This is a genomic window from Amycolatopsis sp. NPDC004079, assembly GCF_040610415.1.
Taxonomy (GTDB): Bacteria; Actinomycetota; Actinomycetes; order Mycobacteriales; family Pseudonocardiaceae; genus Amycolatopsis; species Amycolatopsis halotolerans.
Genome location: NZ_JBEXMH010000053.1, coordinates 33091 through 59630 on the forward strand (window position 1 = coordinate 33091; position 26540 = coordinate 59630).

General features: G+C 68.6%; 24 protein-coding genes. 14 read left to right on the forward strand and 10 right to left on the reverse strand.

Annotated features, from left to right (window positions below; genetic code table 11):
* Positions 1-94: 94 nt before the first annotated feature.
* Positions 95-1447: a TrpB-like pyridoxal phosphate-dependent enzyme gene (locus ABZX37_RS37300; RefSeq protein WP_354747739.1), complete on the reverse strand. Its 1353-nt coding sequence runs from the start codon at positions 1445-1447 to the stop codon at positions 95-97.
* 206 nt (positions 1448-1653) lie between these two features.
* On the opposite strand from ABZX37_RS37300, the gene ABZX37_RS37305 reads away from it, so the two are divergent.
* Positions 1654-2433, forward strand: coding sequence for a PIG-L family deacetylase (locus ABZX37_RS37305; RefSeq protein WP_354747741.1), 780 nt, complete (start codon positions 1654-1656; stop codon positions 2431-2433).
* A 553-nt stretch (positions 2434-2986) separates the two neighbouring features.
* On the opposite strand, the gene ABZX37_RS37310 is transcribed toward ABZX37_RS37305, so the two are convergent.
* From ABZX37_RS37310 to pucD, 3 genes are all read right to left on the reverse strand, one after another.
* The gene (locus ABZX37_RS37310; RefSeq protein WP_354747743.1) at positions 2987-3475 is read right to left on the reverse strand and encodes a (2Fe-2S)-binding protein; all 489 of its coding nucleotides are present in this window, start codon (positions 3473-3475) and stop codon (positions 2987-2989) included.
* Complete coding sequence (locus ABZX37_RS37315; protein WP_354747745.1) at positions 3466-4344, reverse strand: FAD binding domain-containing protein; 879 nt, start codon at positions 4342-4344, stop codon at positions 3466-3468. Before ABZX37_RS37315 ends, ABZX37_RS37310 begins: the two co-directional genes overlap by 10 nt.
* 396 nt (positions 4345-4740) lie before the next feature.
* Complete coding sequence (gene pucD, locus ABZX37_RS37320) at positions 4741-7074, reverse strand: xanthine dehydrogenase subunit D (protein WP_354747747.1); 2334 nt, start codon at positions 7072-7074, stop codon at positions 4741-4743.
* Between the two features lie 83 nt (positions 7075-7157).
* Between pucD and ABZX37_RS37325 the strand changes: the two genes are divergently transcribed.
* On the forward strand, positions 7158-8153 hold the full coding sequence (locus ABZX37_RS37325; protein WP_354747749.1) for a LacI family DNA-binding transcriptional regulator: 996 nt from the start codon (positions 7158-7160) through the stop codon (positions 8151-8153).
* Positions 8154-8175: 22 nt separating this feature from the next.
* Here ABZX37_RS37325 and ABZX37_RS37330 read toward each other — a convergent pair whose 3' ends face one another.
* Entirely contained in the window at positions 8176-9159 is a 984-nt protein-coding gene (locus ABZX37_RS37330; protein WP_354747751.1) for an amidohydrolase family protein, read from the reverse strand.
* Between the two features lie 340 nt (positions 9160-9499).
* Between ABZX37_RS37330 and ABZX37_RS37335 the strand changes: the two genes are divergently transcribed.
* The 6 genes from ABZX37_RS37335 (at position 9500) to ABZX37_RS37360 (ending at position 16827) form a co-directional block, all read left to right on the forward strand.
* The gene (locus tag ABZX37_RS37335; protein ID WP_354747753.1) at positions 9500-10900 is read left to right on the forward strand and encodes an amidohydrolase; all 1401 of its coding nucleotides are present in this window, start codon (positions 9500-9502) and stop codon (positions 10898-10900) included.
* Between the two features lie 34 nt (positions 10901-10934).
* On the forward strand, positions 10935-12296 hold the full coding sequence (locus ABZX37_RS37340; RefSeq protein ID WP_354747755.1) for a nucleobase:cation symporter-2 family protein: 1362 nt from the start codon (positions 10935-10937) through the stop codon (positions 12294-12296).
* A 211-nt stretch (positions 12297-12507) separates the two neighbouring features.
* Positions 12508-13860 (forward strand): nucleobase:cation symporter-2 family protein, encoded by a 1353-nt coding sequence (locus tag ABZX37_RS37345; protein WP_354747757.1) that lies wholly within the window; start codon positions 12508-12510, stop codon positions 13858-13860.
* A 9-nt stretch (positions 13861-13869) separates the two neighbouring features.
* The gene (locus ABZX37_RS37350) at positions 13870-14475 is read left to right on the forward strand and encodes a UbiX family flavin prenyltransferase (RefSeq protein WP_354747759.1); all 606 of its coding nucleotides are present in this window, start codon (positions 13870-13872) and stop codon (positions 14473-14475) included.
* Positions 14472-15833 carry a UbiD family decarboxylase gene (locus tag ABZX37_RS37355; RefSeq protein WP_354747761.1) on the forward strand — a complete coding sequence of 454 codons (1362 nt, stop codon included), beginning with the start codon at positions 14472-14474 and terminating at the stop codon, positions 15831-15833. The genes ABZX37_RS37350 and ABZX37_RS37355 overlap by 4 nt, the downstream gene beginning before the upstream one ends.
* Positions 15834-15846: 13 nt before the next feature.
* The gene (locus tag ABZX37_RS37360) at positions 15847-16827 is read left to right on the forward strand and encodes a GTP-binding protein (protein WP_354747763.1); all 981 of its coding nucleotides are present in this window, start codon (positions 15847-15849) and stop codon (positions 16825-16827) included.
* Between the two features lies 1 nt (position 16828).
* On the opposite strand, the gene ABZX37_RS37365 is transcribed toward ABZX37_RS37360, so the two are convergent.
* A complete protein-coding gene (locus tag ABZX37_RS37365; protein ID WP_354747765.1) occupies positions 16829-17227 on the reverse strand; it encodes a RidA family protein in 399 nt (132 codons plus the stop codon).
* Positions 17228-17289: 62 nt separating this feature from the next.
* Here ABZX37_RS37365 and mtnA point away from each other — a divergent pair, with 62 nt between their 5' ends.
* On the forward strand, positions 17290-18255 hold the full coding sequence (mtnA, locus tag ABZX37_RS37370) for an S-methyl-5-thioribose-1-phosphate isomerase (protein WP_354747767.1): 966 nt from the start codon (positions 17290-17292) through the stop codon (positions 18253-18255).
* A 24-nt stretch (positions 18256-18279) separates the two neighbouring features.
* Here mtnA and ABZX37_RS37375 read toward each other — a convergent pair whose 3' ends face one another.
* Both ABZX37_RS37375 and ABZX37_RS37380 read right to left on the reverse strand, forming a co-directional pair.
* On the reverse strand, positions 18280-18495 hold the full coding sequence (locus ABZX37_RS37375) for a ferredoxin (RefSeq protein ID WP_354747769.1): 216 nt from the start codon (positions 18493-18495) through the stop codon (positions 18280-18282).
* A gap of 2 nt (positions 18496-18497) precedes the next feature.
* A complete protein-coding gene (locus ABZX37_RS37380) occupies positions 18498-19688 on the reverse strand; it encodes a cytochrome P450 (RefSeq protein ID WP_354747771.1) in 1191 nt (396 codons plus the stop codon).
* Between the two features lie 123 nt (positions 19689-19811).
* On the opposite strand from ABZX37_RS37380, the gene ABZX37_RS37385 reads away from it, so the two are divergent.
* Together ABZX37_RS37385 and ABZX37_RS37390 are read left to right on the forward strand one after the other, a co-directional pair.
* Entirely contained in the window at positions 19812-20531 is a 720-nt protein-coding gene (locus tag ABZX37_RS37385; protein ID WP_354747773.1) for a class I SAM-dependent methyltransferase, read from the forward strand.
* Positions 20532-20581: 50 nt separating this feature from the next.
* Entirely contained in the window at positions 20582-21334 is a 753-nt protein-coding gene (locus tag ABZX37_RS37390; protein WP_354747775.1) for a maleylpyruvate isomerase family mycothiol-dependent enzyme, read from the forward strand.
* On the opposite strand, the gene ABZX37_RS37395 is transcribed toward ABZX37_RS37390, so the two are convergent.
* Positions 21331-21729: a hypothetical protein gene (locus tag ABZX37_RS37395; RefSeq protein ID WP_354747777.1), complete on the reverse strand. Its 399-nt coding sequence runs from the start codon at positions 21727-21729 to the stop codon at positions 21331-21333. The genes ABZX37_RS37390 and ABZX37_RS37395 overlap by 4 nt on opposite strands.
* Entirely contained in the window at positions 21726-22238 is a 513-nt protein-coding gene (locus ABZX37_RS37400) for a MarR family transcriptional regulator (protein ID WP_354747779.1), read from the reverse strand. The genes ABZX37_RS37395 and ABZX37_RS37400 overlap by 4 nt, the downstream gene beginning before the upstream one ends.
* Positions 22239-22329: 91 nt before the next feature.
* Between ABZX37_RS37400 and ABZX37_RS37405 the strand changes: the two genes are divergently transcribed.
* The 3 genes from ABZX37_RS37405 (at position 22330) to ABZX37_RS37415 (ending at position 26521) form a co-directional block, all read left to right on the forward strand.
* Positions 22330-23766, forward strand: a complete 1437-nt coding sequence (locus ABZX37_RS37405; RefSeq protein ID WP_354747781.1) for an FAD-dependent monooxygenase — start codon at positions 22330-22332, stop codon at positions 23764-23766.
* Positions 23767-25185 carry an MFS transporter gene (locus ABZX37_RS37410; RefSeq protein WP_354747783.1) on the forward strand — a complete coding sequence of 473 codons (1419 nt, stop codon included), beginning with the start codon at positions 23767-23769 and terminating at the stop codon, positions 25183-25185.
* Between the two features lie 127 nt (positions 25186-25312).
* Positions 25313-26521, forward strand: coding sequence for a cytochrome P450 (locus ABZX37_RS37415; RefSeq protein ID WP_354747785.1), 1209 nt, complete (start codon positions 25313-25315; stop codon positions 26519-26521).
* The last annotated feature ends 19 nt before the right edge of the window (positions 26522-26540 follow it).

The following is a 26540-nucleotide window of genomic DNA, read 5'->3' on the forward strand; positions in this document are numbered from 1 at the left end:
GTCCGAGCCAACCGCTTCCAGCCAGCCCGCTAGCCCAGCGTCACTCGCCAACTAACCCCTCATCTCCTCCTCTCCAGTCCGCCAGCCACACCCGTCAGGGAAGCGCCGCCAACGATTCCTCCAGCGCTGTGTCCGGAAGTTCGTTGTCCACCATGTCCCCCGCCAGATACGCGCCGTACGCGGGCAGGTCGAGGTGCGCGTGTCCGCAGAGTGCCGTCAGGATCACCTTCTCCTCGCCAGTCTCCTTGCAGCGCAACGCTTCCTGGATACACGCGGCCAGCGCATGCGTCGGTTCAGGTGCGGGGATGATTCCTTCCGTGCGGGCGAACCGCACCCCGGCCGCGAAACATTCCTGCTGGCCGATCGCGAGCGCCTCGATGAGACCCAGCTCGTAGATGTGCGAGATCAGCGGCGACATCCCGTGGTAGCGCAGGCCTCCGGCGTGGATCGGGTCCGGGATGAAGCCGTGGCCGAGCGTGTGCATTTTCAGCAGGGGCGTGAGGCCGGCCGTGTCGCCGAAGTCGTAGGCGTAGCGGCCTCGGGTGAGGGTCGGGCAGGCCGCCGGTTCGACCGCGCGGATCACCGGGTTCATCCGGCCGGCCAGTTTTTCCCGCAGGAACGGGAAAGCGAGCCCGCCGAAGTTGGAGCCGCCGCCGGTGCAGCCGACGAGCACGTCCGGGGTGTCGCCGGCCATTTCGAACTGCCGGAGGGCTTCCTCGCCGATCACCGTCTGGTGCAGCAGCACGTGGTTGAGCACGCTGCCCAGCGCGTACCGGGCGCCCGGATCCGCCGCCGCCTGCTCGACGGCTTCGCTGATCGCGATGCCGAGGCTGCCCGTCGACTGCGGGTTCTCGGCCAGGATCGCGCGGCCAGAAGCAGTGCGGTCCGATGGACTCGGATACACCTGCGCGCCGAAGGTCTCCATCATCAGTTTGCGGTACGGCTTCTGGTCGTACGACGCCCGCACCTGCCACACCTCACAGGACAGCCCGAACGTCGCGCACGCGAACGCCAGCGCGCTCCCCCACTGCCCGGCGCCGGTCTCGGTGGTGAGCCGTGTGACGCCCTCGGCCGCGTTGTAGAACGCCTGCGGCACAGCGGTGTTCGGCTTGTGCGAACCGACCGGGCTGACGCCCTCGTACTTGTAGTAGATCCGGGCCGGGGTCCCGAGCGCCTTCTCCAGCCGGCGGGCGCGGTAGAGCGGAGACGGACGCCAGAGCCGGTAGACGTCGCGGACTTCCTCGGGAATGTCGATGTAGCGCTCGGTGGTGACCTCCTGCTCGATGAGCGCCCGCGGGAACAGCGGGGCCAGGTCCGCGGGCCCGACGGGCTCGCGCGTTCCCGGGTGCAGCGGCGGAGGCGGCGGCTCGGGCAGGTCCGGCACCACGTTGTACCACTGCGCCGGGAGATCGGCCTCGTCCAGGATGTATTTCGTCCGTTCTGCCATGACGCCTCCTCGGTCGGCGGACCCCAACGTAAGCCGGGCGGCGGGAGAAGCCAAGCGCCGGAGCGCGCGAGGGGACCCCTCGCGCCGGTAAAGCCGCAGGTCCACCCATGTGGGCGACTTGTCCACAATGGAGGGTTGCGGATTTTCCGGAAGCCGTTCGCGGCGGGCGCCGGTTTTTGTCGGTGGGTGCCGGTAGATTCGTTGGCATGGCGACATTGGTGACGTTCCACGCTCATCCGGACGACGAGGCGATCATGACCGGCGGCGTGATGCGCAAGGCGGCCGACGAGGGGCACCGGGTGGTGCTCGTGGTGGCCACGCGCGGGGAAAAGGGCGAGATCCCCGAGGGCCTGCTCGACGACGGCGAGCAGCTCGCGGACCGGCGCGTGAAGGAGACGCGGGCGGCGGCTGAGGTGCTGGGCGTCTCGCGGGTGGAGTTCCTGGGATACCAGGACTCCGGGATGATGGGCGACCCGTCGAACGACGGCCCGGACACGTTCTGGAGCGCACCGGTCGAAGAAGCGGCGGAGCGGCTGGCGACGATCCTGCGCGAGGAGTCGGCGGACGTGCTCACGGTGTACGACGACTTCGGCGTCTACGGCCACCCGGATCACATCCAGGTCCACCGCGTCGGCATGCGCGCGGGAGAACTCGCGGGCACGCCGCGGATCTACCAGGGCTCGGTGAACCGCGACGAGGTGCGCCGCGCCGCCGAAGCAGCGCGCGCGGCGGGCGAGGAAGGCGGCCCGGACGAGGACATGATCATCGGCAAACCGGCAGCGGAGCTGACCGCGGAAGTCGACGTCACGGCATACGCGAAGGTGAAGCGGGCGGCGATGCGCGCGCACCAGAGCCAGATCAGCGAGGATTCGTTCTTCCTGGCCCTGCCGGACGACAAATTCGGCCAGATGTTCGGGACGGAGTGGTTCATCCGGGCAGGACAGGGGCCGGGGGTGACGGAGACGGATCTGATGAAGGGACTCTGACCGGTCTGGTACGAGCCGGAGCGCGGGGTTACCGACGCTGGGCCGCAGGACCGAAACAGATCGGCGAGCTGGTACAAGCCGGAGCGCAAGGTTACCGGCGCTGGGCCGCGAGACCGGAACAGATCGGCGGGCTGGTACGAGCCGGAGCCCGGGGTCACCAGTGCTCGGCCGCAGGACCGAAACGGGTCGGCGGGCCGGCGCCGACGGAGTCGCCCGCGCAGGCACGGTTTCCGGTGCGGATCGCAGGCCGGGCCCGGTCGCGGGTTGGCACTGGCGGCTGCACGTGGACCGGCTGTGCGGAGCGGCAAGGTCCGCTGCGAGCCAGTGGCCGATGGCAAAACTGACAGTGCCCGGAGCAGGTGGAATTGCTCGCGTGGCACCGGGCAGACAGCCCCAGCCGGTGCGAGTGCTGCGGGCCGAGCGAAATGGCAGGCCGGTTCGCGTCCTCATGCCGGACTGCGGGCAGTTGCCTGCGTGCGGCTTGGCAAGCCGAGCGCAGGCGCCTGACAAGGCAGCTCAGTCGACGCAATGGCTCCCGCACGCGGGGCAGCTGTCACGCGGGGCTCGCGGGCTCCGCCTCTCCGACGCGAGTCGCGGCCAGGCGGACTGCGTCCAGGATTTTCTCGTACCCGGTGCAGCGGCAGAGGTTTCCCGCCAGGGCTTCGCGAATTTCCGGGTCCGTCGGGGCGGTCACGCGGTGTACGAGTTCGTGTGCGGCGACGATCAACCCCGGCGTGCAGAAGCCGCATTGCACGGCGCCGGCTTCGATGAAGGCTTGTTGTACTGCGTCCAGCTGGTCGCCGTCGGCCAGGCCCTCTACGGTGCGGACGTTCCGGCCGTCGGCTTGGCCCGCGGCGACCAGGCACGAGCACACTGGGGTACCGTCCAAATACACTGTGCACGAACCGCATTCGCCCTGTTCGCAAGCGTTTTTCGAGCCCGGCAAGCCTAGCTGGTCGCGCAGGATGAAGAGCAGGCTTTGTCCTTCCCAGACCTCGTCGACAGTCCGGGGCTCGTCATTGACCGTGAGGTTCAGGCGCATTTCGGCTGCCCGCCTTTCCGATAGTCGTCCCAGGCCCAGCTCAACGTCCGGCGGGCCAGTACTGCGATCGCGTGGACGCGGTAGTCCGCGCTGCCCCGGACGTCGTCGATCGGGGACGCGGCGCTCGCGGCCAGTTCGCCGAAGCGGCGGACCACCGGGTCCGGCAGCGGGGGGCGGGATTCCCACGCATCAGAGAGGGCCTCGCGGAGAAAGTCTTCGGCGGCGGTGGCTCGGCGTGGGGTCGGCGCGGCCGAACCGACCGCCGCGCCCACCCAGCCGGTTTCTGGGGCCAGGTCCAGTGCGAACGAGCACACTGCGATGACCATCGCGTTGCGGGTGCCGACTTTCGCGAACTGCTGCGGACCGGTAGCGGTCGGGAGGTGGATGGAGGCGATCAGTTCGTCCTGGGCCAGCGCGTTGCGTTTGACGCCTTGGTAGAACTCCGTCGCCGGGATCATCCGGGTGCCGCGCACGGACGCGACCTCGATCGTCGCGTCGCAGGCCAGGAGCATCGGGTGGGTGTCGCCGGCGGGGGAGGCAGCACCCAGGTTTCCGCCGACGGTGCCGCGGTTGCGGATTTGCGGGGAGCCGACGGTGCGGCTCGCCATCGCCAATCCGGGGAGGCGGGTGCCCAACTCGGTGATGATCCGGGTGTACGACACGCCCGCGCCCAGGCGGATGCGGCCGTCTTCTTCGGTCCACTCGGTCAGGTCGCTGATCCGGGTCAGGTCGAGCAACGCGGTGGGGCGGCGGTGGTCGAAGTTGAGTTCGACCAAGACGTCGGTGCCGCCCGCCAGGGGGACGGCGTCGGGGCGGTCCGACTTGACCGCCAGGGCTTCCGCCCAGGTCGCAGGGGTCAGGAAATCCACGGGGCACCTCCGGCCTCGGGAAGGAACGGGAAGGGTCGAACGGCCGCGCTGGGCGAGCCGGTCACGAAGCGGTACGCAAGCTCGCACCGCGATCCTGGGCGATGTCGCCTGGACGGATCGGGGAGTTCGGCAAGGGCAGGCCGGTCACGAAGCGACACCCGAGCCCGCACCGCGACCTCCCGCCGAAGCGATGTCGACCGAGCGGATCCGGAAGTGTCGGCAAAGGCAGGCCAGTCACGAAGCCACGCCCAAACCCGCACCGCGACCTCCCACCAAAGCGAGGTCGTCCGGACGGACCGGAGAACTCGGTAGACGCAAACCGGTCCGAAGCGGTGCCGCGACCCTCTGGCAAGGGCGATGTCGGCTGGACGGATCGAGCCCGGCAAGGCAAGCCGGTCACGAAGCCACGCCCAAACCCGCACCGCGATATCCGGCCAAAGCGATGTCGTCCGGGCGGATGGGGGCGTTCGGCAAAGCCAAGCCGGTCGCCGAGCGGAGGGCGTTCAGGATCGCGGGGGTCGAGGAGAGAGTCGGCGGCTCACCGACGCCGTTCAGGCCGTACGGCGAGTCCGGGTGCGGGAATTCGAACAGGCTGATCGGCATCGGCGGCACATCCAGCACAGTGGGGATCAGGTAGTCCGTGAAGGACGGGTTTCGTACCCGCCCCTCGGCGTCCACCAGGATTTCTTCCATCAAAGCCAAACCAAGGCCCTGTACGCTCCCGCCTTCGATTTGGCCTTCTACCGCCAGCGGGTTCATCGCCTTGCCGACATCCTGGGCGGTCGCCAGCTCGACGACCTTCACCAAACCCAGCTCGACATCTACGTCCACCACGGCTCGGTGGGCGGCGAAAGCGAAAGCGATGTGTGCGTCGCCCTGGCCGGTTTCCGGGTCGATGCCTTGGGTGGGGCGGTGGTGGTACTCGAAGGTGTGCGAAAGAGTCTCCGAACCGACCAGGTCGGCGATGGCGCACACGGGGCGTCCGGCGGTGTCCAGGACTTGGTCGTTGCCCAAGGAGAGCGCGGGGAGGCCCGAAGCGGTCGAAGCGCGGCGTAACAGTTCGCGGGCGAGGTGGCGGCAAGCCCCCTGCACAGCGCCGGTCGACATCCAGGTCATTCGGGAAGCGGAGGCGGAACCGGCGTCGCCGATTTGGGTGTCGGCGGGGAGGACGACTACCCGGGAGACACCCAACTCCGTGCTCGCCACTTGCGATTGGACCGTTGTGACGCCTTGTCCGCATTCCGCCGCGGCGGTGTGCACCGAGACCACCGGCGCACCGTTCACGACGGCCAAGGTGACTCGGGCCGTCGAGATGTCGTCGACGCCTCCTGAGTAGCCGATCGCTTTCACCCCGACGGCGTAGCCGACTCCGCGACGCACCCCCTCGCCGTGCGTCGTGTTGGCGGCTCCGCCGGGGAGGGAAAGGAGGTCCATGGCGGCAGCGGGTGGTAGAGGGCGGTCACGCAGGGCTTGCAGGAGTTCCGCGACGGGGGCTGGGCCGTCGACGGCTTGGCCGGTGGGCAGGACAGTGCCGGTGGTCATGGCATTGCGGAGGCGCAACTCCATCGGGTCCATGCCTAGTTCGCGCGCCAGTTTGTCCATATTGGACTCGCAGCCGTAGGCCGATTGGACGGCGCCGAAACCGCGCATCGCGCCGCAGGGTGGGTTGTTCGTGAATACTGCCAGGCCGTCGATTTCGGCGTTCGGGACGTCGTAGGCACCGGTCACGAAATAGCAGGCGTTGGCGATGACGACCGGGGAAGTTGAGGTGTAGGCGCCGCCGTCCAGAATCAGGCGGGCTTTTACATAGACCAGGCGTCCGTCCTTTGTGGCTCCGTGTTCGTAGCGCATCTTCGCCGGGTGGCGGTGTACGTGGCCGAAGAAGGATTCGTAGCGGTTGTAGGACATCTTCACCGGGCGTCCGAGACGCAGGGCGAGCATGCAGGCGTGCACGTGGACGGAGAGGTCTTCCCGTCCGCCGAAGGCACCGCCGACGCCTGCCAGGGTGAGGCGGACTTTTTCTGGCGGCAGGCCTAGGCACGGCGCTAATTGTTCTAGGTCTTTGTGCAGCCATTGTGAGGAAACGTAAAGCTCGACGCCGCCATCCTCGGAGGGAATAGCTAGGCCGGATTCGGGGCCCAGGAAGGCTTGGTCTTGCATACCGACCTCGTACTCGCCGGTGACCACGACATCCGCCTCAACGCGGGCCCGCGAAAGGTCGCCGTGGCGGATCTTCACATGGCGTACCAGGTTTCCGTCTGGGTGGATGGGGCGGACACCCTCGTCCAGGACTGTCATCGGGTCGGTGACCGGGGTCAGCGGTTCGTAGTCGACGATGATCAGTTTTGCCGCCTGACGCGCGGTTTCCGGGTCGTCGGCGGCGACCAGTGCGACGGGTTCGCCGTGGTAGCGGACCTCGTCGACAGCGAGGACCGGCTGATCGGCGGACTTCATTCCGTACGTTTTCGCGCCGGGCACGTCCTCGTGGGTGAGAACGGCGTGCACGCCGGGTTGGGCGAGAGCCTTGCTCGTGTCGATGGATCGGATCCGCGCGGCCGCGTACGGGCTGCGCAACGTGGTCGCCCAGACCATGCCCTCGATCCACAAGTCCGACGAATAGGCGAACCTGCCGGTCACCTTGGCGGTGCCGTCCGGTCGGAGGGCGCTTTCGCCCACCCCGGCGGCTTTCCCGGTTTCCGCGGCGCGTACCAGCGAGTCCACAGTGACCACCAGCTTTCCTGCTTTGCCGACTCCACGGGATTCAACACGTGTAGATCGGGAGTGTCAACGGCTCTTCGGGTATCGTCTGGCGCATGCAGCGGGTCACCCGGGACGATGTCGCACGGCTGGCGGGCACCTCGCCGGCCGTGGTCAGTTACGTGCTCAACAACGGGCCGCGTCCGGTCGCCCCCGCCACGCGGGCGCGGGTGGAACAGGCGATCGCCGAGCTCGGGTACCGGCCGAATCTCGTCGCGCGGGCGTTGCGGTCCACGCGCAGCAACGTGCTCGGGCTGGTCGTGCCGGACAGCAGCGAAGGCTACTTCACCCAGCTCACCCACGCGGTCGAGCGGGCCGCGTTCGCTCGCGGATCCCTGGTACTGCTGGGGAATTCAGCGTTCTCCCGGGAGCAGGAGCTGCGGTACGCCGAATCGCTGGCGAACATGCGCGTGGACGGTCTGCTGCTCGTCCGCGCGGAGATCGCTGGAGCGGCCGCGACCCACTCCACTTTGGACGTTCCGGTCGTCTACCTGCACCACCACGCCCCGTCCGGTGCCGCCGCGCCGTCCGTGGTGCTGGACAACAAGGCGGGCGGGCGGCTCACCACCGAACATCTGCTCGGACACGGCTACCGGGAGATCGGGTGCCTCACCGGGACCGCGCGGTCCGGGCCGGTGGCCGATCGGGCTCGAGGCTGGACCGAGGCGATGCGGGCGGCGAAGAGGAGTGCGGGCAATGTCGTCCGGACTGGCCTGGATCGGCATGCCGCGCGGGCGGACATCCGGCGGTGGCTGCAATCGCCGGGGCGGCCACGCGCGATCATGGCGACCGCGGACGGGCTCGCGCTCGACACGCTCACTGTCGCCGCGGAGCTTGGCTTGAGCGTGCCGAAAGACCTTGCGGTGATTGGATTCGGCGGAACCGATGCCGCCGCGCACAGCTGGCCCTCGCTGTCCACCGCCGGGCATTCCTTCGACGATTTCGCCGACGCGGCAGTGTCCACTCTGGACAAGCTCCGAGAGAACACCCAACCGGAAGACCGCATCCTCGACGTACATCTGACCGCGCGCGCCAGCTGCGGGTGCGGCTGAACCCGCAGCCGGCGCGAGCGAATCAGGAGTTCGCGGTCTCAGCCCACGCCGACGGCGTGTAGCCGAGATAATGCGACGCGTGCGTATTCGCCGCCGAGGCCTGCGGAATGTCCCCGCGCAAATACGCCTCGGCTTCGGCCTTGTCCTTCGGCGGCGGCGTCGGCGCGAGGCCGAGCAGCTTGGCCATGTTGTTGCCGAGGTACCCCTCCAGGTCGTCCTCGGACAGGTTCAGGCCCTGCGGCGGCTGGTGGCACAGCACTTCCAGCTCCCGCGCCCACATGCCGGGCTCGTTCGGCGGCGAGTCGGTGCCGAAGACCAGGTCGCTCTTCTTCATCTCCTTGGCGAATTCGACGATCCGCGACTGCAGCAGCCAGCCCGATTCGCCGATCACGTTCGGCGAGTCCTGGATCATCCAGAACGCCTCGAAACAGTAGACGCCGCCGGTCTGGATGCCGAAATGGCCGAGAATGAACGTGACGTTCGGGAACTCGCGGATGATCGGGTAGAACTGGGTCGGGATCGAGTACGGCCCGTCCCCGGTGTGGATCAGCACGATCACGCCGAGTTCGTCGCACACCCGCATCACCGGCCGCAGCCAGTCCAGCGCCCGGTCCGGGCGGTAGGAATGCATGTTGGCGTGCAGTTTCAGCATCTTGTAGCCGTATTCCTTCACGTGGAAGGCCAGCTCCGCCGCGCCGTTCTCCGGGCCGAACCGCGGGTTGTACATGAAGTTCCCGACGAACCGGTCCGGGTACCGCTGCACGAGCGAGGTCACGTACGCCTGGTATTCGCGGATGCCCTCGCGCCCGGTTTTGTTGCCCTCGCGCCAGGTCGTGTTGCCCGGCGGCGGCATGATGCAGCTGACGTCCACGCGCCGCGGCTTGCCGTTGATCCAGAATGGACCGTCCATCATTTCCAGCGTGCGCTCGCCGGTGAACGGGGTTCCGGTGTGCCGCCAGGCTTCGTCGACGAGATTCGTCGGATGGACATGGGTATCGATAATCACCGGATGTCTCCTTACGCAAGACTTGAGTAAAGGACTCCCCGGCCGCGCTTCACCGCACCTACGGGACCCGGAAGCGCGATCCGCGCTCCGGCGCAACCGAGTGCAACACCTTCGCCGCCCGCTGTCAACACATGATCGCCGAATGCCTTGCGCGGCAAGACTTTTCCGGAGAAGGCTCTTGACACCGGTCCCGCGAGGGCTTTGCATTGAACGACCCGGCGGCGCTGCCGGGCGCCGGTGACCTCCCGTTTCGGGCCAACCGTTCGGCCAATTGCCTCCAGCCGCGCGCTGGAGACGACCGCCGGGCCGGGTCCGACCCCGCCCGGGGAAGGGCGGCCCGATGTCGGCTGCGGAACCCTGCGACCTCCTCCTGACCGGCGGCACCGTGGTGACCGTCGACGACGAGCGCACTGTCCATCAGAACGGCCACGTGGCGATCACCGGCGACCGGATCGTCGGCGTCGGAGCGGGATCCGGCACTGAGCACTGGCGCGCCGACGAGGTCGTCGACTGTCGCGGCAAAGCGGTGCTGCCCGGCCTGGTCGACGGGCACAACCACCTCTACCAGGCGCTCGCTCGCGGTCTCGGCGAAGGCATGTCGATCGTGCCGTGGCTGTGCGATTTCATGTGGCCGTATTCGATCGCGATCACCGGGCCCGAAGCGGTGGCCGGGGCACGGCTCGGCGCGGTCGAAGCGTTGCGCGCCGGCATCACGACGGTGATCGACAACCATTACGCGCCAAGCGATCTTGAAACGACGCTCGCCGTCGCCGACGTCATCGAGGAGGCCGGGCTTCGCGGCGCGGTCGCCCGCGGCATGCTGGGCGAACGCACCGAAATCGCCGCCCGCCGCGGCCAGCCGATCGAACTGTTCCGCTATTCCAGCGAGGACGAATTCGCGATCACCCGCGAGGCGATGGAACACCGGCCGCCGACGTCCAAGGTCGCGGTGTGGCCCGCCGCGCTCAACCTCTGTTACGTGGAGCAAAAACTGGTCCGCCGGACGGTCGAGCTCGCCCGGGAATTCGGCACTCGCTGGCACACCCATTGCTGCGAGAGCAAAACCGATCCGGTCAGCTACCTCGAAACCCACGGGGTCCGGCCGGTCGAATGGCTCGCGCAAGAAGGCCTGCTCGACGAGCGGGCCACCCTCGCGCACGCGATTTGGCTAGACGAAGCCGAAATCGAGCAGGTCGCGGCCGCGGGTGCCGGGGTCTCGCACAACCCGGCGTCCAACGGTTACCTCGCCTCCGGCACCGCGCGGATCGCGAACATGCGCAAGCAGAACGTTGCGGTCGCGCTGGGCACCGACGGTCCCAGCTGCGGCCATCGGCAAGATCTTTTCGAGGCAATGAAACTCAGCGTCTTCGGCCAGCGAACGGCCACTTTGGACCCGACGGCGCTGCGGGCCGAGGACGCGCTGGAAATGGCCACCCGCGAGGGGGCCCGGTACGCCGGAATCGACGCGGGAGTGCTGAGCGAGGGAAAACTCGCCGACGTCATCGTGACCGCGCTCGACCGTCCGCACGTGCGCCCGGTGCACCGGGCTGTCGCCGCCCTCGTCTACTCCGCCCGCGGGTCCGATGTGGAGCTGACGATCGTGGGCGGCGAGATCGTCTACCGCGACGGACAGTGCGTCCGCGTCGACGAAGAGGCCGCCGCCAGCGAGGCGGAACGGCACGCGGCCCGGCTGCTGGAACGCAGCGGCATGGGCGGCCTGCGCACTCCCTGGGCGCGGTGATCCGCGCTCCCCTTTCCCCGCTGTGGAGGAAACCATGCGATTCCGTCCGCGCACCACCCGAGCCGAAGCCACGACCCGCGACGCGGTCGACACCGTCCCCCGGCTGCGGCAGATGCTCCCGCTCGGTGTCCAGCACCTGCTGGTCGCCTACTCCGGAATGGTCACCGTCCCGCTGCTGATCGGGCTCGGCGTCGGCCTGTCCACCGCCCAGATCGCCACGCTCGTCACGGCGAACGTGCTGGTCAGCGGCATCGCGACGCTGTTGCAGACGCTCGGGATCGGCAACGTCGGCGTCCGGCTGCCGATCGTGATGGGCTCGACCTTCACCGGCATCACCCCGGCGATCATCGTCGGCAAGGAGGCCGGGCTGCCCGCGGTCTTCGGCGCGACGATCGTCGCCGGTCTGCTGACGTGGCTGGTCGCGCCGTGGTTCAGCAAGCTGATCCGGTTCTTCCCGCCGATCGTGACCGGGACGATCATCGCGATCATCGGATTCTCGCTGCTGCCCTCCACCGCGACGCTGATCGCCGGGTCCGATCCGGGCGCCGCCGACCACGGTTCGGCCGGACGGCTGATTCTCGGGCTGGGCACCATTGTGCTGACTGTCTGTTTGGAACGGTTCGCCCCGCCCGCGGTGCGCCGTTTCGCGATCCTGATCGCGCTGGCCGTCGGGACGCTCGTGGCGATCCCGCTCGGCATGGCCGACTTCAGTTCGGTCGGGCACGCGGATTGGGTCGGCGTGGTGAAGCCGTTCGAATTCGGCATGCCGACGTTCGCCTTGTCCGCCTTGCTGCCGATGATCATCGTGCAGCTGGTGAACATGGTGGAATCGACCGGCGACACGCTCGCCATCGGGCAGATCGTCGGCCGCGACGTCGGACCGCCCGAGATTTCCCGGGCGCTGCGCGCGGACGGGATCGGCTCCGCGTTCGCGGGCGTGTTCGGCTCGTTCACCGTCGTCACCTTCGGCGAGAACGTCGGCCTGGTCAGCATCACCCGGGTGATGAGCCGGTTCGTGGTCGCCACCGCGGGCGCGGTGCTGGTGCTCATGAGCCTGGTGCCGAAACTCGGTGCGGCCGTCGCGTCGCTGCCCGGCCCGGTGCTCGGCGGCGTCGGAGTGGTCATGTTCGGCACTGTCGGGGCGGTCGGGCTACGCATCATGAGCCAGGCGGATCTCAGCAACGGGCGCAATATCTTGATCGTCGCCATCTCGTTCGGCTTCGGTCTTTTGCCGGTCGGCGCGCCGGAGTTTTACCAGCATCTGCCCGTTGTGGTGCAGACCGTGCTGACGAGTGGCATCGCGGCCGGCGGCATCGCGGCGTTCCTGCTGAACCTCGTGCTCAACCGCCGCGAGCGGGCTCCGCGCACCGGGCCGGAAGCCGCGCCCGGGTATTGACCCTCGGCGGCTTCCGATGCACCATAGTCGAAACTCCTTGCAGGGAAGGAAAAATCTTCGATCATCCCATAACCCCGTAGGTGCGGCGGCAGGATTCGCGCGCGGCCGGGGGTCATCGACGCCGGCTGCCCGTCCGGCTCCGGCGACGACCCACGATCCGCCCGGCCCGGCCGCTTTCCCGGTCCCGCCGGCCCAACGAGGTGAGGGAATCATGGCCAGTCCCCTGTCCCCGGTGGACGAACGTCCCCGATTCGGCCCGCTGGTGCTGCTGGGTTTGCAGCACGTGCTCGTGATGTACGCCGGTGTCGTCGTGGTGCCGATCGTGGTCGGCGCCGGGCTCGGCCTGCCCCAGTCGCAGATCGCCGACCTGGTCAGCGTCGACCTGGTGCTCGCCGGGATCGGCACCATGCTGCAGGCGTTCGGCGTCTGGAAATTCGGCATCCGGATGCCGCTCGTGGTCGGCGCGGCGTCCAACGGAATCGTCCCGATGGTGCTGATCGGCAGCACGCAGGGGCTGTCCACAGTGTATGGCTCGCTGCTCGTGGCCGGCGTGCTCTGGGTGCTGATCGCGCCGTTGTTCGGCAAACTGCTCAAGCTGTTCCCGGAGGTCGTCACCGGCACCGTCATCACGTTGATCGGATTGACGCTGATTCCGGTCGGGCTGAAACTCATCGCCGGTTCCAATCCGTCCGCGCACAACTACGGTGCGCCGGCGAATCTCGCGCTCGCCGGGTTCACGCTCGCGCTGATCGCGGTGTTCTACCGGGTGTTCCGGGGTCTGCTCGGCCAGCTCGCGATGCTGATCGCGCTCACTGTCGGCGCGATCGTCGGCTGGCTGACCGGGCTGGGCAGCCTCGCCGGAGTCGCCGACGGTCCCGTTTTCGGGCTTCTGCGACCCATGCATTACGGAGCGTTGCATTTCGACATTCCGTCGATTCTGCTGTTCCTGGTGATCGTTTTCGTGCTGATGGTCGAGGCGTCCGGGCAGGGGCTCGCGGTCGGCCAGGTGGTCGGCAAGAAGGTCGGGCCGCGCGACATCGCCAACCTGCTCCGGGTGGACGGATTGCTCACCGCGCTCAGCGGCGTGTTCAACGGCTTCGCCTACACCACGTTCGGCCAGAACATCGGGCTCGTCGCGCTGACGAAGGTGCGCAGCCGCTATCCGGTCGCGGTCGGCGGCATGATCCTGGTGGTTTTCGGGGTGGTGCAACCGATCGGCCGGGTGATCGCGGCGATCCCGCAACCGGTGATCGGCGCGGCCGCCGTCGCTACCTTCGCGGCGCTGACGGTGTCCGGCATTCAACTGCTGTCCCGAGTGGACTTCACCAAGACCGGCAATCTCGTGATCGTCATGCTGTCGCTCGGCGTCGGATTGATCCCGGCCGGTGCGCCGGAATTCTACAAGCAGTTCCCGTTCGCGGCGCAGGTTTTCCTCAAGAGCGGCGTGGCCACCGGCACTGTCCTGGCGATACTTCTGAACCTGCTCTTCTTCGCCCGGCGCACCTGGCAGCCGAAAGAACCGCTTGTGCAACGAGAACCCGCCGCGAAACTTTCCCAGTCCTGAAAGGACGTCATGGGCACCGAACCGCAGCGGCCCCGGCTGATCGTCGGCATCACCGGGGCCAGCGGCCCGCACCTGGCCGTCCACCTGCTGACCGCGCTGCGCAAGCTCGGCACGGTGGAAACGCACCTGGTCATGTCCCGGGCCGCGCACCGCACCATCGAACTGGAAACCGGAATGCCTCCCGGCGAGGTCGCCGAACTGGCTGACGTCCGCCACGCCCGCGGGGACATCGCCGCGTCGATCGCGTCCGGTTCCTTTCGCACCATGGGCATGGTCGTCGTGCCATGTTCCATGAAAACCGTCGCCGGAATCGCGCACGGCTACAGCGACGACCTGCTCGTCCGCGCCGCCGACGTCACACTGAAGGAACGCCGTCCGCTCGTGCTCGTCGCCAGGGAAACCCCGTTGAGCCTCGTGCACCTGCGCAATCTCGTGGCGGTGACCGAGGCGGGCGCGACCGTGCTGCCGCCGGTGCCCGCCTTCTACCACCGGCCCGAGTCCATTGAGGACATCCTCGCCCACCTGACCGGCAAGGTGCTCGACCAGTTCGGCATCGAGAACGAACTGTTCGCGCGCTGGCAGGGTCCGCCCGCCTCACAAGGAGTTTCGCGGTGAACCACCGGCAAGATCCCCATGCTTTCGTAGACCAGTATCGCCAGGACTTTCCCGACGACGTGCTCGTCCTCGACGACCCCGTTCCGGCCGACGAGGGCGTCACCGGGGTGATTTACGAACTCGCCGCGGCCGGACGGCACGAGATGGTGCTGTTCCGGAAGGTGACCGGCCTCGACGTGCCGGTGGTCAGCAACCTGTTCGCTTCACGGGAGCGCATCGCTCGCATGCTCGAAACCGGACCGTCCGGTTTGCACAGTGCCTATCAACAGCGTGCGCTTCGCGCGGTGCCGCCGAGAGTGGTCGATAGCGGGCCCGTGCTGGACGACGTGACGACCGATGTCGACTTGGCGACCATCCCGATGCTGCGGCACTTCGCCAGCGACCGCTCCCCTTACGTCACCAGCGGAATCATCGTCGCGGAAGATCCGGACACCGGCGTCGGCAACCTCAGCTATCACCGAGCGATGCCGCATTCTCGCACCGAATTGGCGACCAGTCTCCATTCTCGGGGCGACCTGTGGCGAATGCTGCAGAAGTACGCCGAACGCGGGGAGCCGATGCCCGTCGCGATGGTGCTCGGCGGGCATCCCCTGTTCATGCTGGCCGCGTCGGCCCGGGTCGGCTACGACGTGGACGAACGCGCGGTAGCCGGCGGATTGCTCGGCGAACCGCTGGAAGTCATGCGTACCCCGCAGCACGGCATCGGTGTCCCGGCTTGGTCGGACTTCGTGCTGGAGGGCACGATCGACGCCTCCGAGCACGCGGACGAAGGCCCGTTCGGCGAATTCTCCGGCTATTCCTCGAATCGCTCGACCAACAACGTGCTCCGCGTGCAAACGATCATGCGCCGCTCCGACGCCATGCTCATCGACGTCGTCGGCGGCAACACCGACGAACACCTGAATCTCGCCCGGGTGCCACGAGAATCGGAAATGGCGGAGAAACTCAAGGCCCGCTTCCCGGACGTCACCGCAGTGCACTATCCGACGTCCGGCACGCACTTCCACTGCTATGTCGCACTCCGCCAGCGACGACCCGGCCAAGCCCGGCAGGTGATGCTCGGCTTGCTCGGCTGGGACCCGTATGTGAAGACGGTGATCGCAGTGGACGAGGACGTCGACGTCACCGACGACAGTGAAGTCTTATGGGCGTTGGCCACGCATTTCCAGCCACACCAAGACTTGTTCACTGTGGACGGTCTGCCCGGCTCGCCGCTCGACCCGTCCTCGGGCTCCGACGGCACGACGTCCCGGATGGGCCTGGACGCCACCCGCGGCCCGCACTTCGACGGCAACCGCATCGTCGTTTCGGAAGAAGCACGCCAGCACGCTCGCCGGATTCTCGGCGAGAACGTTTAAGGAGGGAATCATCATGGCCAAAATCCCGGTGACCGTTCTGACCGGCTTTCTCGGCTCCGGCAAAACCACGCTCGTCAACCACATCCTCACCGCGAACCACGGCCACCGGATCGCGGTGATCGAGAACGAGTTCGGCGAGATCCCGATCGACAACGCGCTCGTGCTCGGCGGCGACGAGAAGATCATCGAAATGAGCAACGGCTGCTGCCTGTGCTGCACCGCGCGGACCGACCTGATCGAAATCCTGCAGTCGCTGCTGCGCCGGCGCGAACGGTTCGACCGGATCCTCATCGAGACCAGCGGAATGGCCGACCCGAACCCGGTCGCGCAGACGTTTTTCGTGGACGACGAGGTGTCGTCGGCCTTCGCGCTGGACGCGATCGTGACGCTGGTCGACGCGCGGCACGTCGGCAGCCATCTCGAGGAGGGCGAACACGACGGCGTCGGCGGCCAGGTGAGCAACCAGATCGCGTTCGCCGACCGGATCGTGCTCAACAAGATCGACCTGGTCACCGAGCCGGAAATCGAGGAACTGCGCACGCGGCTGCGCTCGGTCAACGCGACCGCGGACATCCTCACCTCCAGCTACGGGAGCGTCGACCTGGACGACATCCTCGGCATCAACGCCTTCGACCTGAACCGCACCGTCGCCGCCGACCCCGGCTGGCTGGAAGACGAGTCCCACCACCACGACCCGACGCTGGAATCCGTCTCGATCGAACTCGACTACCCCCTGGACCGCGCCGCGTTCGAACAGTGGCTCACGGCATTGCTGTCCGAACGCGGCGACGACCTGTACCGGTTCAAGGGAATCCTGGCCTTCGACCGCCGGACGGTGCTGCAAGGCGTGCACCGGATCTACGAATTGACCGATGCGGGCGAGTGGGGTGCGGAGCCGCCGGTCAGCAAACTCGTCCTGATCGGCCGGAACCTCGACCGCGCGGAGCTGACCGACACTGTGTCCCGCTGCAGCTTGGCCGCGGTTGGCCGGTGATTCACGCGAGCGCCGCAGTCACATCCAACTCAACGAGCTGCCCCCGGTAGCCCAGACACGCCACGCCGACCAACGTGCTCGCAGTCGTGAACGCCGCCGCGATCGAAGAGTTCACGAACCGCTCCCACACCGCGGCGAGGGTCGGCTGATCGGAGGTCGCCACGTAGATCACCGTGCGCACGACGTCCTCGGGAGTCGCTCCGGCGTGGGCCAGCGCGACCTCGGTGTTCGCGACAACCTGGTCCACCTGCGCGAGGACGTCCCCCGACACGACCTGGCCGTCGGGGGCCAACGGGCACTGACCAGCGAGGTGCACTGCGCGGCGCGCGTCGACGGTGGTCACGTGGTGATATCCAGGAGTCGGATGCAAAGCGGGCGGGTTCTGCCGTTGAATGGTCACGAGGCAGATCGTCGCTCACGCGCGCGGCGTCTCGCCACGGGATTTCCGGACCGGGAGGGCGTATGCGCAGGACCATCGACTGGGCCGACGGGACCATCGTGATCGTGGACCAGGTAGCGCTTCCGGGCGAATACCGCACGCTTACCCTGCACACAGTGACCGAACTGGTCGACGCGATCCAACGACTGGCAGTCCGCGGAGCACCGGCATTGGGAGCGGCCGGTGCCATGGGCGTCGCTCTGGCGGCGTGCCAAGGCGGGGATGTGCGTGCCGAAGCGGACCGGATCGCGCACGCCCGGCCGACAGCGGTCAACCTGGCCTGGGGCGTTTCCCGGGCACTGGACCGATTGCCGGACGGAGCCGATGCGGTGCTCGAGGAGGCGCGGGCGATGCTCGACGAGGACGAGCAACGCAACCGCACCGCGTCGGCACACGCGGCGGAGGTCGTGCTGGACGCGTGCCCGCGCAGGCCGTTGCGGTTGCTCAGCCACTGCAATGCCGGCCACTTGGCGACGGTCGCGTGGGGCACGGCGCTCGGCGTCGTCTGGCACCTGCACGCGCGGGGGCTGGTGGAGTCGGTGCTGGTGGACGAGACGCGGCCGTTGCTGCAGGGATCCCGCCTCACCGCTTGGGAACTCGAGCAGGCCGGGGTGCCGTACCGCGTGCAACCGGACGGCGCGGCAGCCGCGGCGATGGCGCGCGGACTGGTCGATTGCGTGCTGGTCGGCGCGGACCGGATCGCGGCGAACGGCGACGTGGCCAATAAGATCGGAACCTACGGGCTGGCCATCGCCGCCGCGCACCACGGTGTGCCGTTCGTTGTCGTCGCGCCGACGTCCACTGTGGACAAATCCATCGCCACCGGGGCGGATATCGACATCGAGGAGCGCGCAGCTGTCGAACTGACGGAGTTCGGCGGGGCGCAGATCGCGCCGGAGGGATCGGCGGTGTTCAACCCGGCTTTCGACGTCACGCCCACAGCGCTCATCACTGCCGTCGTCACCGAGGACGGCGTGTTCGGCTCATGAGCCTGGTGCGGTGGCGGTCCGGAGCTAGGGGCGCGGGCCAACGACCTCGGTGCCGTCCCGCACGGTGATCGCCATAGCCGGACAAGAATCCGCCGCGTCCAGCAGAGTCTCGTCCGGTCCGACAGTCCCGGCGACAGCACGCGCGGTGGCACCGTCCAGCGCGAACGTCTCCGGCATCAGCGACGCGCACATCCCGCTCCCGATGCACGCGCCCCCGTCGACCTCGACCGTCCAGCTCATCGTCACCATCCCACCGGCATCGACCGCGGCCCGCGGACCAGCATCTGCGTCTTCCACTCAATATCCCCGGCGAGCCGCAGCCCCGGCAACTCCCGGGTCAACGCCCGCAACGCCTCCTGCAGTTCCAGCCGCGCGAGCGGGGCGCCCAGGCAATGGTGCACCCCGTGCCCGAACCCGAGGTGGTGGTTGTCGCCGCGATCCAGAACGAGCTGATCCGCGGTACCGAACTGCAGCCGGTCACGGTTGGCCGCCCCGATCGCCACCAGCACCGGTTCCCCTTGGCGCACCAGGACATCGCCGACCTCGACGTCCTCCACCGCGTACCGAGCGAACCCGGCCCCGGCCCCGAGCGGCACGAAGCGAAGCAACTCCTCGACTGCGGTCGGGATGAGCGACGGGTCCGCGCACAGCCGTTCCCAGTGCTCATGCTGGTCCAGCAGCGCATACACGAAGTTGGGGATCTGGCTGGCGGTCGTTTCGTGCCCGGCCACCAGAATCCCCACGCAGAGGTCGACCAGTTCCAGCTCGGTAAGCCGGTCCCGGACATCACGGGCTTCGATCAGCGCGGTCATCAGGTCGTCCCGCGGCTGTGCCCGATGCTCGGCGATCAGCCCGGCCATGTACGCCCGCAGTTCCTCCCGGCTGCGCTCCGACTCCTCCGGCGTCAGCCGTGTGGTCGACAACGCCGCGTCGCTCCACTCGCGGAACTGCGGCCGATCCCCCACCGGCACCCCGAGCAACTCGCAGATCACCGCGACCGGGATCGGCAACGCGTACAGATCGACGAGATCAGCCGGTTGCCCGTGCTCCCGCAACTCCGCGATCAGCTCATCGGCCAACCGCGCGACCCGGGGCCGCAACTCCTCCACCCGCCGCGCCGTGAACGCCTTGGCCACCAGGGTCCGCAACCGCGTGTGATCCGGCGGATCCATCGACAAGATGCCGCCCGGACGCCGATACCCCGACATCCGCGGCTCGTCGCTGTCCTGCGCCAACGCGCGGGAAAACCGCCGGTCGCCGAGCACGAGCCGGGCATCGGCATAGCGGGTGGCGAGCCAGGCGGCCTCGCCGTGCGGCATCTGGACGCGAATCATCCCGGCGTTCTCACGGGCGGCGGTGTAGGCCTCGTTGAGCGCGAGCCCCGCCTCCTCGTTGAACGGATAGGCGAGCGGTTCGGTGTGCGTGGTGGTCATGCCAACGACTCCCCGGATCCCTTTGTAAGCAGGTGCTTACATGCCTACACCCGGGGTCGGTCACGCGTCAATCCGCCAGGAGCTTCCAGAAAATCCCGAGACACCCGCCCTAGGCTCGACCCAATGACTTCCGCATGGACGAACGAAGCCGCCATCCAGCAGTGGGACACCGGCAGCACCCGGGAATCGATGGAAGCGACCGCCGCCAGCGGCGACTTCTCCAAACAGCATCTGGTCAACCCCGTCCTCCTCCGGCTTCTCGGCGACGTGCGCGGCCGGCGGGTGCTGGACGCGGGCTGCGGCAACGGATACTTCAGCCGGATGCTCGCCGAGCGCGGAGCCCAGGTGACGGGCGTCGAACCGGCCGCGAGCCTGGTTTCGTTCGCCCGGGAGAAGTCCGCGGCGGATATTTCTTACCTGCAGGCGGATCTCGCTCACCTGCCCGGACTGGAGCCGTTCGACGCTGTCGTCTGCAGCATGGTGCTGATGGCGATTCCCGACTGGAAGCCCGCGATGCGCGCCTGCGTCGAGGCGCTGCGGCCGGGCGGGCTGTTCGTGTTCGCGATCGTCCACCCGGCGTTCGAGGAGCTGTTCGGCACCTGGCGCGAACACGGCGAATACCGCCGGAAGGAGTACCTGGCGGAGTACGAGATCGTCGGGCGCGGCGCGTCCGACTTCCATCGGCCGATTTCCGCGTATCTCAACGAAGTGGCCGCGCTCGGCTGCCGGGTGCGCGAGGTCGTCGAGCCGGGGCTCGACCCGGTGCACGGGATCGAGGCTTACGCGCGCATGCCGAATTTCCTGATCGTCGCGGCGGAAACCGGCTGCCCGATAGGCCAATAACCGGTTCCCGAACGTCCCGGACCCGGCCGCGGTTTGGATAGCGTGGTCGCATGCTGGACTACGGCCTGGATTTGTCCGAGATAGCCCTCGAAGTCGCGTTGCCGGACTTGCGCGCGGAAGGCGACGACCTCGACGCGGTGGTGTCCGCGGAACCGGACTGGTCGAGACCGACGCCAGCCCCGCGGTGGACGATCGGCCACCAGGTCGCGCACCTCGCGGCGGCCGACGCGAACGTCCTTCTCGCCATCCGGACGCCGGAGAAGTTCGCCGCGGTGCTGGAGGAAGACGCCGACGCCGTCGCGGCCGAGGGTGCCGCGCGTCCGCGTTCGGAGCTGCTGGACCACTGGCGCGCCGGACGCGCCGAAGTGGCGGACGCGCTCGGCGAGATGCCGCTGGACCAGGCGTTTCCGTGGTACGGCTCGGAGTCCACCGCGAAGCTCGCGGTGGCGCTTCGGCTGATGGAAACGTGGGCGCACGGGCAGGACATCTTCGACACCGTGGGCGTCGAACACCGTCCGACGGACCGGCTCAAGCACATCGCCGCCTTGGGCTTCGCCGGGCGCGGGCTTTCGTTCTACGCCGCCCAGCTGCCACTGCCGACCGAGCCGATCCGGGTCGAGCTGACCGGTCCCGACGGCGCCGTCTGGGGCTGGGGTCCGGACGACGCCGCGCAACGGATCCGAGGCAGCGCCCGGGATTTCTGCCTTCGCATCACCCAGCGCCGCGCCCTGGACGAAACCGGCCTGGCCGCGATCGGCGACGACGCGAAAGCCTGGCTGGAGAACGCCCGGGTCTTCCTCTAGCGCCGCCTGGGCCGCAGCAGCGCGACGCCCAAGGTCAACGCGCTGGTCGACGCCACGTGGATCGCCAGCGCCTTTTGGTTCGGTGCCCACACTCCGGTCGTCGGACCGCCGGACCACATCGCCGCGACGAAACCGCCTGCGGCACAAGCCATTGCCCGCCACAGCGCCGGCGAGCGGTCCCGCCCGGCGGCCAAACCGGTGCCCACGGCGCCGAAAGCGCCCGCGGTGATCAGCGCTTCGCGCGCCATGTGGTACTGCACGTGACCTTCGCCGTGGCGGACCTCCGGCGCGCGGTAGCTCGGATCGGTGATGTGCGTGACCGTCTGCCACACCGACGGCGCGGCTGCGGCCAGGCCCGCGACAATGGCTGCCGCGCCCAAGGTTTCCCGCTTCATTGCTCGTCCTTTCCCTTGAGGTGGTGCGAAACCCGCCGCAGCGCGTCGTTCACCACGTCGATGGTTTCCGGGTCGAGAGCGCGCGCGATTTCGCGTTCGATCTCGGTCTTGAGCTCGAACGACGCGAGCGCCTGCCGTTTGCCCTCCTCGGTGAGGGTCACGAACACCGAACGCCGGTCGCCGGGGTCCTTGTCCCGGCGGACCCAGCCGCGGGCCTCGAGCCGGGTGATCCGGTGCGTGACCGAACCCGAGGTCAGCTCGACCGCGGCCATCACCTGCCCCGGCGTCAGCCGGTGCTCGGGCGCGCGCTTGAGCGCGGCGAGCATTTCCAGCTCCCACAACTCGATCCCGTGCGCGGACAGCTCGCGGCGCATCGCCAGTTCCAGCTGGTGCGCGACCCGCCGCAGCCGGTAGGACAGCGACTTCGCACCCAGCACGCTCTCGTCGCCGCCGCCGCGCCGGACGGCGTCCACCAGGTCGTCGACCGCGTCCCGCGGCGTTGTGTTCACCGGCACGGACCTTTCTCTCGACATCAAGACAGTGAGAGAATACCTTGACGTCAAGACAGTTCGCCAGTCGAACATCGACCAAGGGGGAACCATGGACATCGAAGTCGCGGTGATCGGAGCCGGACCCGTCGGGATGGCGGCGGCCGCGTTCCTGCACCACGCCGGAGTCTCGGTCCGGGTCTTCGAGGCGGCTCCGGAACGCGCGGGGCAATCGAGGGCCACGACCGTCCATCCGCGCACGCTCGAGGTCCTCGATGCGCTGCCGGACGAGGCGGGTTCGCTGGCCGCGCGCATGGTCGCCGAGGGAAATCCGGTGCCCGCCGCGCATTTCGCGACCCTGCCGAACCTGCTGAGCTACACCGGACTCGACACTTCGTTCCCGTTCGTGCTGATGCTCCCGCAGCCGGAAACCGAGCGGCTGCTCGCCGAGCATCTGGCCGAACAGGGCGTCGTGATCGAGCCGGGGTGGAAACTCGCTGACCTGACGCAGGACGAGCAAGGCGTCACGATCGTCTCGGAAACCGGCGACACCCAGCGCGTCGGTTACGTCGTGGGCGCGGACGGCGCACACAGCGCGACCAGGCACGCGCTCGGCCTCGGCTTTCCCGGAAATCCGGCTTCCACCGTGGGTTTCCTCGCCGACGTGCGCCTGGAACGCCCGCCAGCCCACCCGCACAACTGGGACTGCGAACGCGGCTCGTACAGCGTGCTTCCGCTGCCCGGCGGCATTCACCGCATTTTCGGCCACGAACCCGGCGACACCGGCCTCACGCCTGAGGAAGCCGCACGCCGCCAAGCACTGATTCCCGACGAGACCGAACTGCGCGCGACGCTCAAACGGCTCGCCGACGACGATTTCGGCATCACCGAGGTGATCTGGGCGTCGCGAACCGGCGACACCACGCGCCACGTCGAGCAGTACCGCACCGGCCGGGTGTTCCTCGCCGGCGACGCCGCGCACGTCCATCTCCCGGCGGGCGGACAGGGGCTCAACGTCGGCGTGCAGGACGCGGCGAACCTCGCGTGGAAGCTCGCCGCCGAGGTGAAGGGCCGCGCGCCGCGGCGGATCATCGACGGCCCGCAGTCCTACGACGCCGAACGCCGCCCCATCGCGGCCCGGCTCGCGGCGAACACCCTCGCCCAGGCCGCGCTCATGGTCACTTTCACGCCCGGCGGGAAAGCGTTGCGCGACTTGATGTCCGGCCTCATCGGCCGCGACGGTGACACCGCGGACGAACTGCGCGGCTGGCTGTCCGGGCTGGAGGTTTCCTACGCCGAGGACGGCAGTCTCGCCGGCCGTCGCGTGCCCAACCTCCCGCTCGCCGACGGCCGCACGCTCTACCGCGCGCTGCGGCCGGACCGGTTGACTCTCGTGGCTTTCGGCAGCACTGTCCCGGAGGGCGAGAACGTCGTGCGCTCAACCCGGGACTGGCACGACTTGGCCGCCGTGCTCGTGCGCCCGGACGGTTACGCCGCCGAAGTGTGGACAGCGGGCGAAAAGATCACCGCCGACTGGATGGAGCGCTGAATGGGAGTGGACACCGCACGCGGTCGCTTCGGCATTCTCGCGATCCTGTGCTCCAGCATCCTCGTCGTCGCGATGGACAACACCATCGTCAACGTCGCGCTCCCGGTCATCCGCACCGATCTCGGCGCGTCGATCAACGGTCTGCAATGGACAATCGACTCCTACACCCTCGTGATCGCCTGCTTCCTGATGCTCGGCGGTGCCACCGGGGACCGGTTGGGGCGCAAGCGAACCTTCCTGGCCGGGTTGGTCCTTTTCGGACTCGGCTCGCTGTTGTGCAGCGTCGCCCCGTCGATCGGCTGGCTGGTCGCCGCGCGGATCGTGCAGGCGCTCGGCGGCGCGATGCTGAACCCGGTCGCGATGTCGATCATCACGAACGTCTTCGCCGACCCGGGCGAGCGCGCGCGGGCAATCGGGGTCTGGGGATCGATCGTCGGAATCTCGCTGGGCGTCGGCCCGGTGCTCGGCGGCGTGCTCACCGAGAGCGTCGGCTGGCGGGCGATCTTCTGGGTCAACGTCCCCGTGGTCGTCGCCGCGATCGCGTTGACCGTGCGCTACGTGCCGGAATCTCGGGCTCCCCGGGCGCGCCGACCGGATCCGGTCGGTCAGGCGCTGGTCGTCGTGCTCCTCGGCTCGGTGGTGACCGCGGCGATCGAAGGCCAGCGGCTCGGCTGGGGTTCGCCGCTGATCCTCAGTCTCGCCGGGCTCGGCGTGCTCGCCTTGATCGCGCTGATCCGCTGGGAAATCCGCCGCCGGGAACCGCTGGTCGAGCTGCGGTTCTTCCGAAGCGCGCCGTTCTCGTCGGCCACGATCAGCGCGGTGTGCGGGCTCGCCGCGTTCGGCACGTTCTTGTTCCTGTCGCCGCTTTACCTGCAGGACGTGCGCGGGCTTTCAGCGTTGCAATCCGGCTTGATGTTGTTGCCGACCGCCGTCGCCGTGACGATCGCCGCGCCGCTGGCCGGGCGTCTCGTCGCCACTCGCGGCGCGCGGATTCCACTGCTGACCGCGGGGATCTCGATGACCGTGGTTGCCGTTGTGCTCACGACAGCGTCGGCCACCACGCCGCTGTGGGTGCTCGCGATCGCGTACGGCGTGTTCGGGATGGGCTTCGGCCTGCTGAACCCGCCCATCACCAACGCGGCGGTAAGCGGCATGCCGCGGTCGCAAGCCGGGGTCGCCGCCGCGGTCGCGTCCACTTCGCGACAGGTCGGGCAGACCCTCGGTGTTGCTGTCGCGGGCACGATTCTCGCCGCCGCGGCCAACCCGCTGGCCGGTTATTCCACCGCCTGGTGGGCCGTCGCGGGCGGGACGACGCTCATCATCCTGCTCGCCGTCCTCGCCACCACCAGCTGGGCGCGCGCAGGAGCCGAACGGGTAGCCCGCCGTTTCGCCGACGAGCCGATCACCGAACCGGTCTAATCGCGATGGGGTGAATCGGGCAGAGGTGTGGTCCTTCCGTCGCCTATCCCGGTCGATCGCCCCGCGACGGTGCGGGCGTCTCCAGAGTGGGAGATGCCCGCACCGTCGGAGGAAAGGCGCCGTCCGCATGCCCACCCCGCCCGAGACCCCGGCACTCCCGACCACCCGAACCACCGGATGTCCGTTCGACCCGCCCGCCGAATACGCCGCGTTGCGCGAGGCCGCGCCGGTGTCGCGGATCCGCTGCCCGGCCGGGTTCGACACCTGGCTCGTCACCCGCTACGACGACGTCCGCGCCGTGCTCGCCGACCCGGCGCTCAGCTCGCGCGGAGCCTCGTCGGTGCACGTCAAAGCCGAACAGGACCCGTACGCCGAGGTCGATCCCGGTTCGATCATCCAGCTCGACGGCGCGGAGCATTCCCGGCTGCGCAAGATGGTCGTCGCCGAGTTCACCGTCCGGCGGGTGGAGAAGCTGCGCGAGTACGTCCGCGAGCAGGTCGAACAGCATCTCGACGCCATGCTCGCCAAACCCGGCCGCGCCGACCTGGTGCAGGACTTCGCGCTGCCGATCCCCTCGCTGGCGATCTGCGAACTGCTCGGCGTCCCGTACGCCGACCGCGAGCTGTTCCAGCGTCAGAGCAGCGTGCTGGTCAGCACCGACCAGGACGCCGAAACCACCGGGCAGGCGTACCACGAACTGGCCGGCTACCTGGGGAAACTGTTCGCCGGCAAGCAGCAGGACCCCCACGACGACCTGTTCAGCAAGCTCATCGTCCGGGCCGAGGCCTCCGGGGAGCCGCTCGACCTGGACGAGCTCATCATGCTCGGGCTCAGCCTCCTGGTCGCCGGGCACGAAACCACCGCCAACATGATCGCGCTCAGTGCCCTCTTGCTGCTGGAACACCCGGACCAGCGCACGCGGGCCCTCGCCGATCCGCCGCGCGCGGTCGAAGAACTGCTGCGGTACCTGTCGGTGGTGCAGTTCGGCGTGCTGCGGTACGCCACCGAAGAGGTCAAGGTCGGCGGCCAAACGGTGGCCGAGGGTGACTGGCTGATCGCCGCGCTGAACTCCGCCAATCGCGACGAGGACCGCTATCCGCACGCCGACCAGCTGGACTTCACCCGTGAATCGCCGCGCACGCACGTCGCCTTCGGGTTCGGCGCGCATCAGTGCGTCGGCCAGCAGCTCGCGCGGGTCGAAATGCAGGAGGCGCTGACCGCGTTGTTCCGCCGAGTGCCGGACCTGCGGCTGGCGGTGCCGAAGGAATCTTTGGCGTACAAGCACAACGCGCTCGTCTACGGCCCCGAGGAGCTGCCGGTCGCCTGGCCCGCGTAGTTCGTCCGGCCGATCCGCG

Coding starts and splice junctions, on each gene's coding strand:
- ABZX37_RS37300 (WP_354747739.1), bottom strand. CDS start 1,447: ATGGCAGAACGGACGAAATACATCCTGGACGAGGCCGATCTCCCGGCG.
- ABZX37_RS37305 (WP_354747741.1), top strand. CDS start 1,654: ATGGCGACATTGGTGACGTTCCACGCTCATCCGGACGACGAGGCGATC.
- ABZX37_RS37310 (WP_354747743.1), bottom strand. CDS start 3,475: ATGCGCCTGAACCTCACGGTCAATGACGAGCCCCGGACTGTCGACGAG.
- ABZX37_RS37325 (WP_354747749.1), top strand. CDS start 7,158: ATGCAGCGGGTCACCCGGGACGATGTCGCACGGCTGGCGGGCACCTCG.
- ABZX37_RS37335 (WP_354747753.1), top strand. CDS start 9,500: ATGTCGGCTGCGGAACCCTGCGACCTCCTCCTGACCGGCGGCACCGTG.
- ABZX37_RS37340 (WP_354747755.1), top strand. CDS start 10,935: ATGCGATTCCGTCCGCGCACCACCCGAGCCGAAGCCACGACCCGCGAC.
- ABZX37_RS37345 (WP_354747757.1), top strand. CDS start 12,508: ATGGCCAGTCCCCTGTCCCCGGTGGACGAACGTCCCCGATTCGGCCCG.
- ABZX37_RS37350 (WP_354747759.1), top strand. CDS start 13,870: ATGGGCACCGAACCGCAGCGGCCCCGGCTGATCGTCGGCATCACCGGG.
- ABZX37_RS37360 (WP_354747763.1), top strand. CDS start 15,847: ATGGCCAAAATCCCGGTGACCGTTCTGACCGGCTTTCTCGGCTCCGGC.
- mtnA (WP_354747767.1), top strand. CDS start 17,290: ATGCGCAGGACCATCGACTGGGCCGACGGGACCATCGTGATCGTGGAC.
- ABZX37_RS37375 (WP_354747769.1), bottom strand. CDS start 18,495: ATGAGCTGGACGGTCGAGGTCGACGGGGGCGCGTGCATCGGGAGCGGG.
- ABZX37_RS37380 (WP_354747771.1), bottom strand. CDS start 19,688: ATGACCACCACGCACACCGAACCGCTCGCCTATCCGTTCAACGAGGAG.
- ABZX37_RS37385 (WP_354747773.1), top strand. CDS start 19,812: ATGACTTCCGCATGGACGAACGAAGCCGCCATCCAGCAGTGGGACACC.
- ABZX37_RS37390 (WP_354747775.1), top strand. CDS start 20,582: ATGCTGGACTACGGCCTGGATTTGTCCGAGATAGCCCTCGAAGTCGCG.
- ABZX37_RS37395 (WP_354747777.1), bottom strand. CDS start 21,729: ATGAAGCGGGAAACCTTGGGCGCGGCAGCCATTGTCGCGGGCCTGGCC.
- ABZX37_RS37405 (WP_354747781.1), top strand. CDS start 22,330: ATGGACATCGAAGTCGCGGTGATCGGAGCCGGACCCGTCGGGATGGCG.
- ABZX37_RS37410 (WP_354747783.1), top strand. CDS start 23,767: ATGGGAGTGGACACCGCACGCGGTCGCTTCGGCATTCTCGCGATCCTG.
- ABZX37_RS37415 (WP_354747785.1), top strand. CDS start 25,313: ATGCCCACCCCGCCCGAGACCCCGGCACTCCCGACCACCCGAACCACC.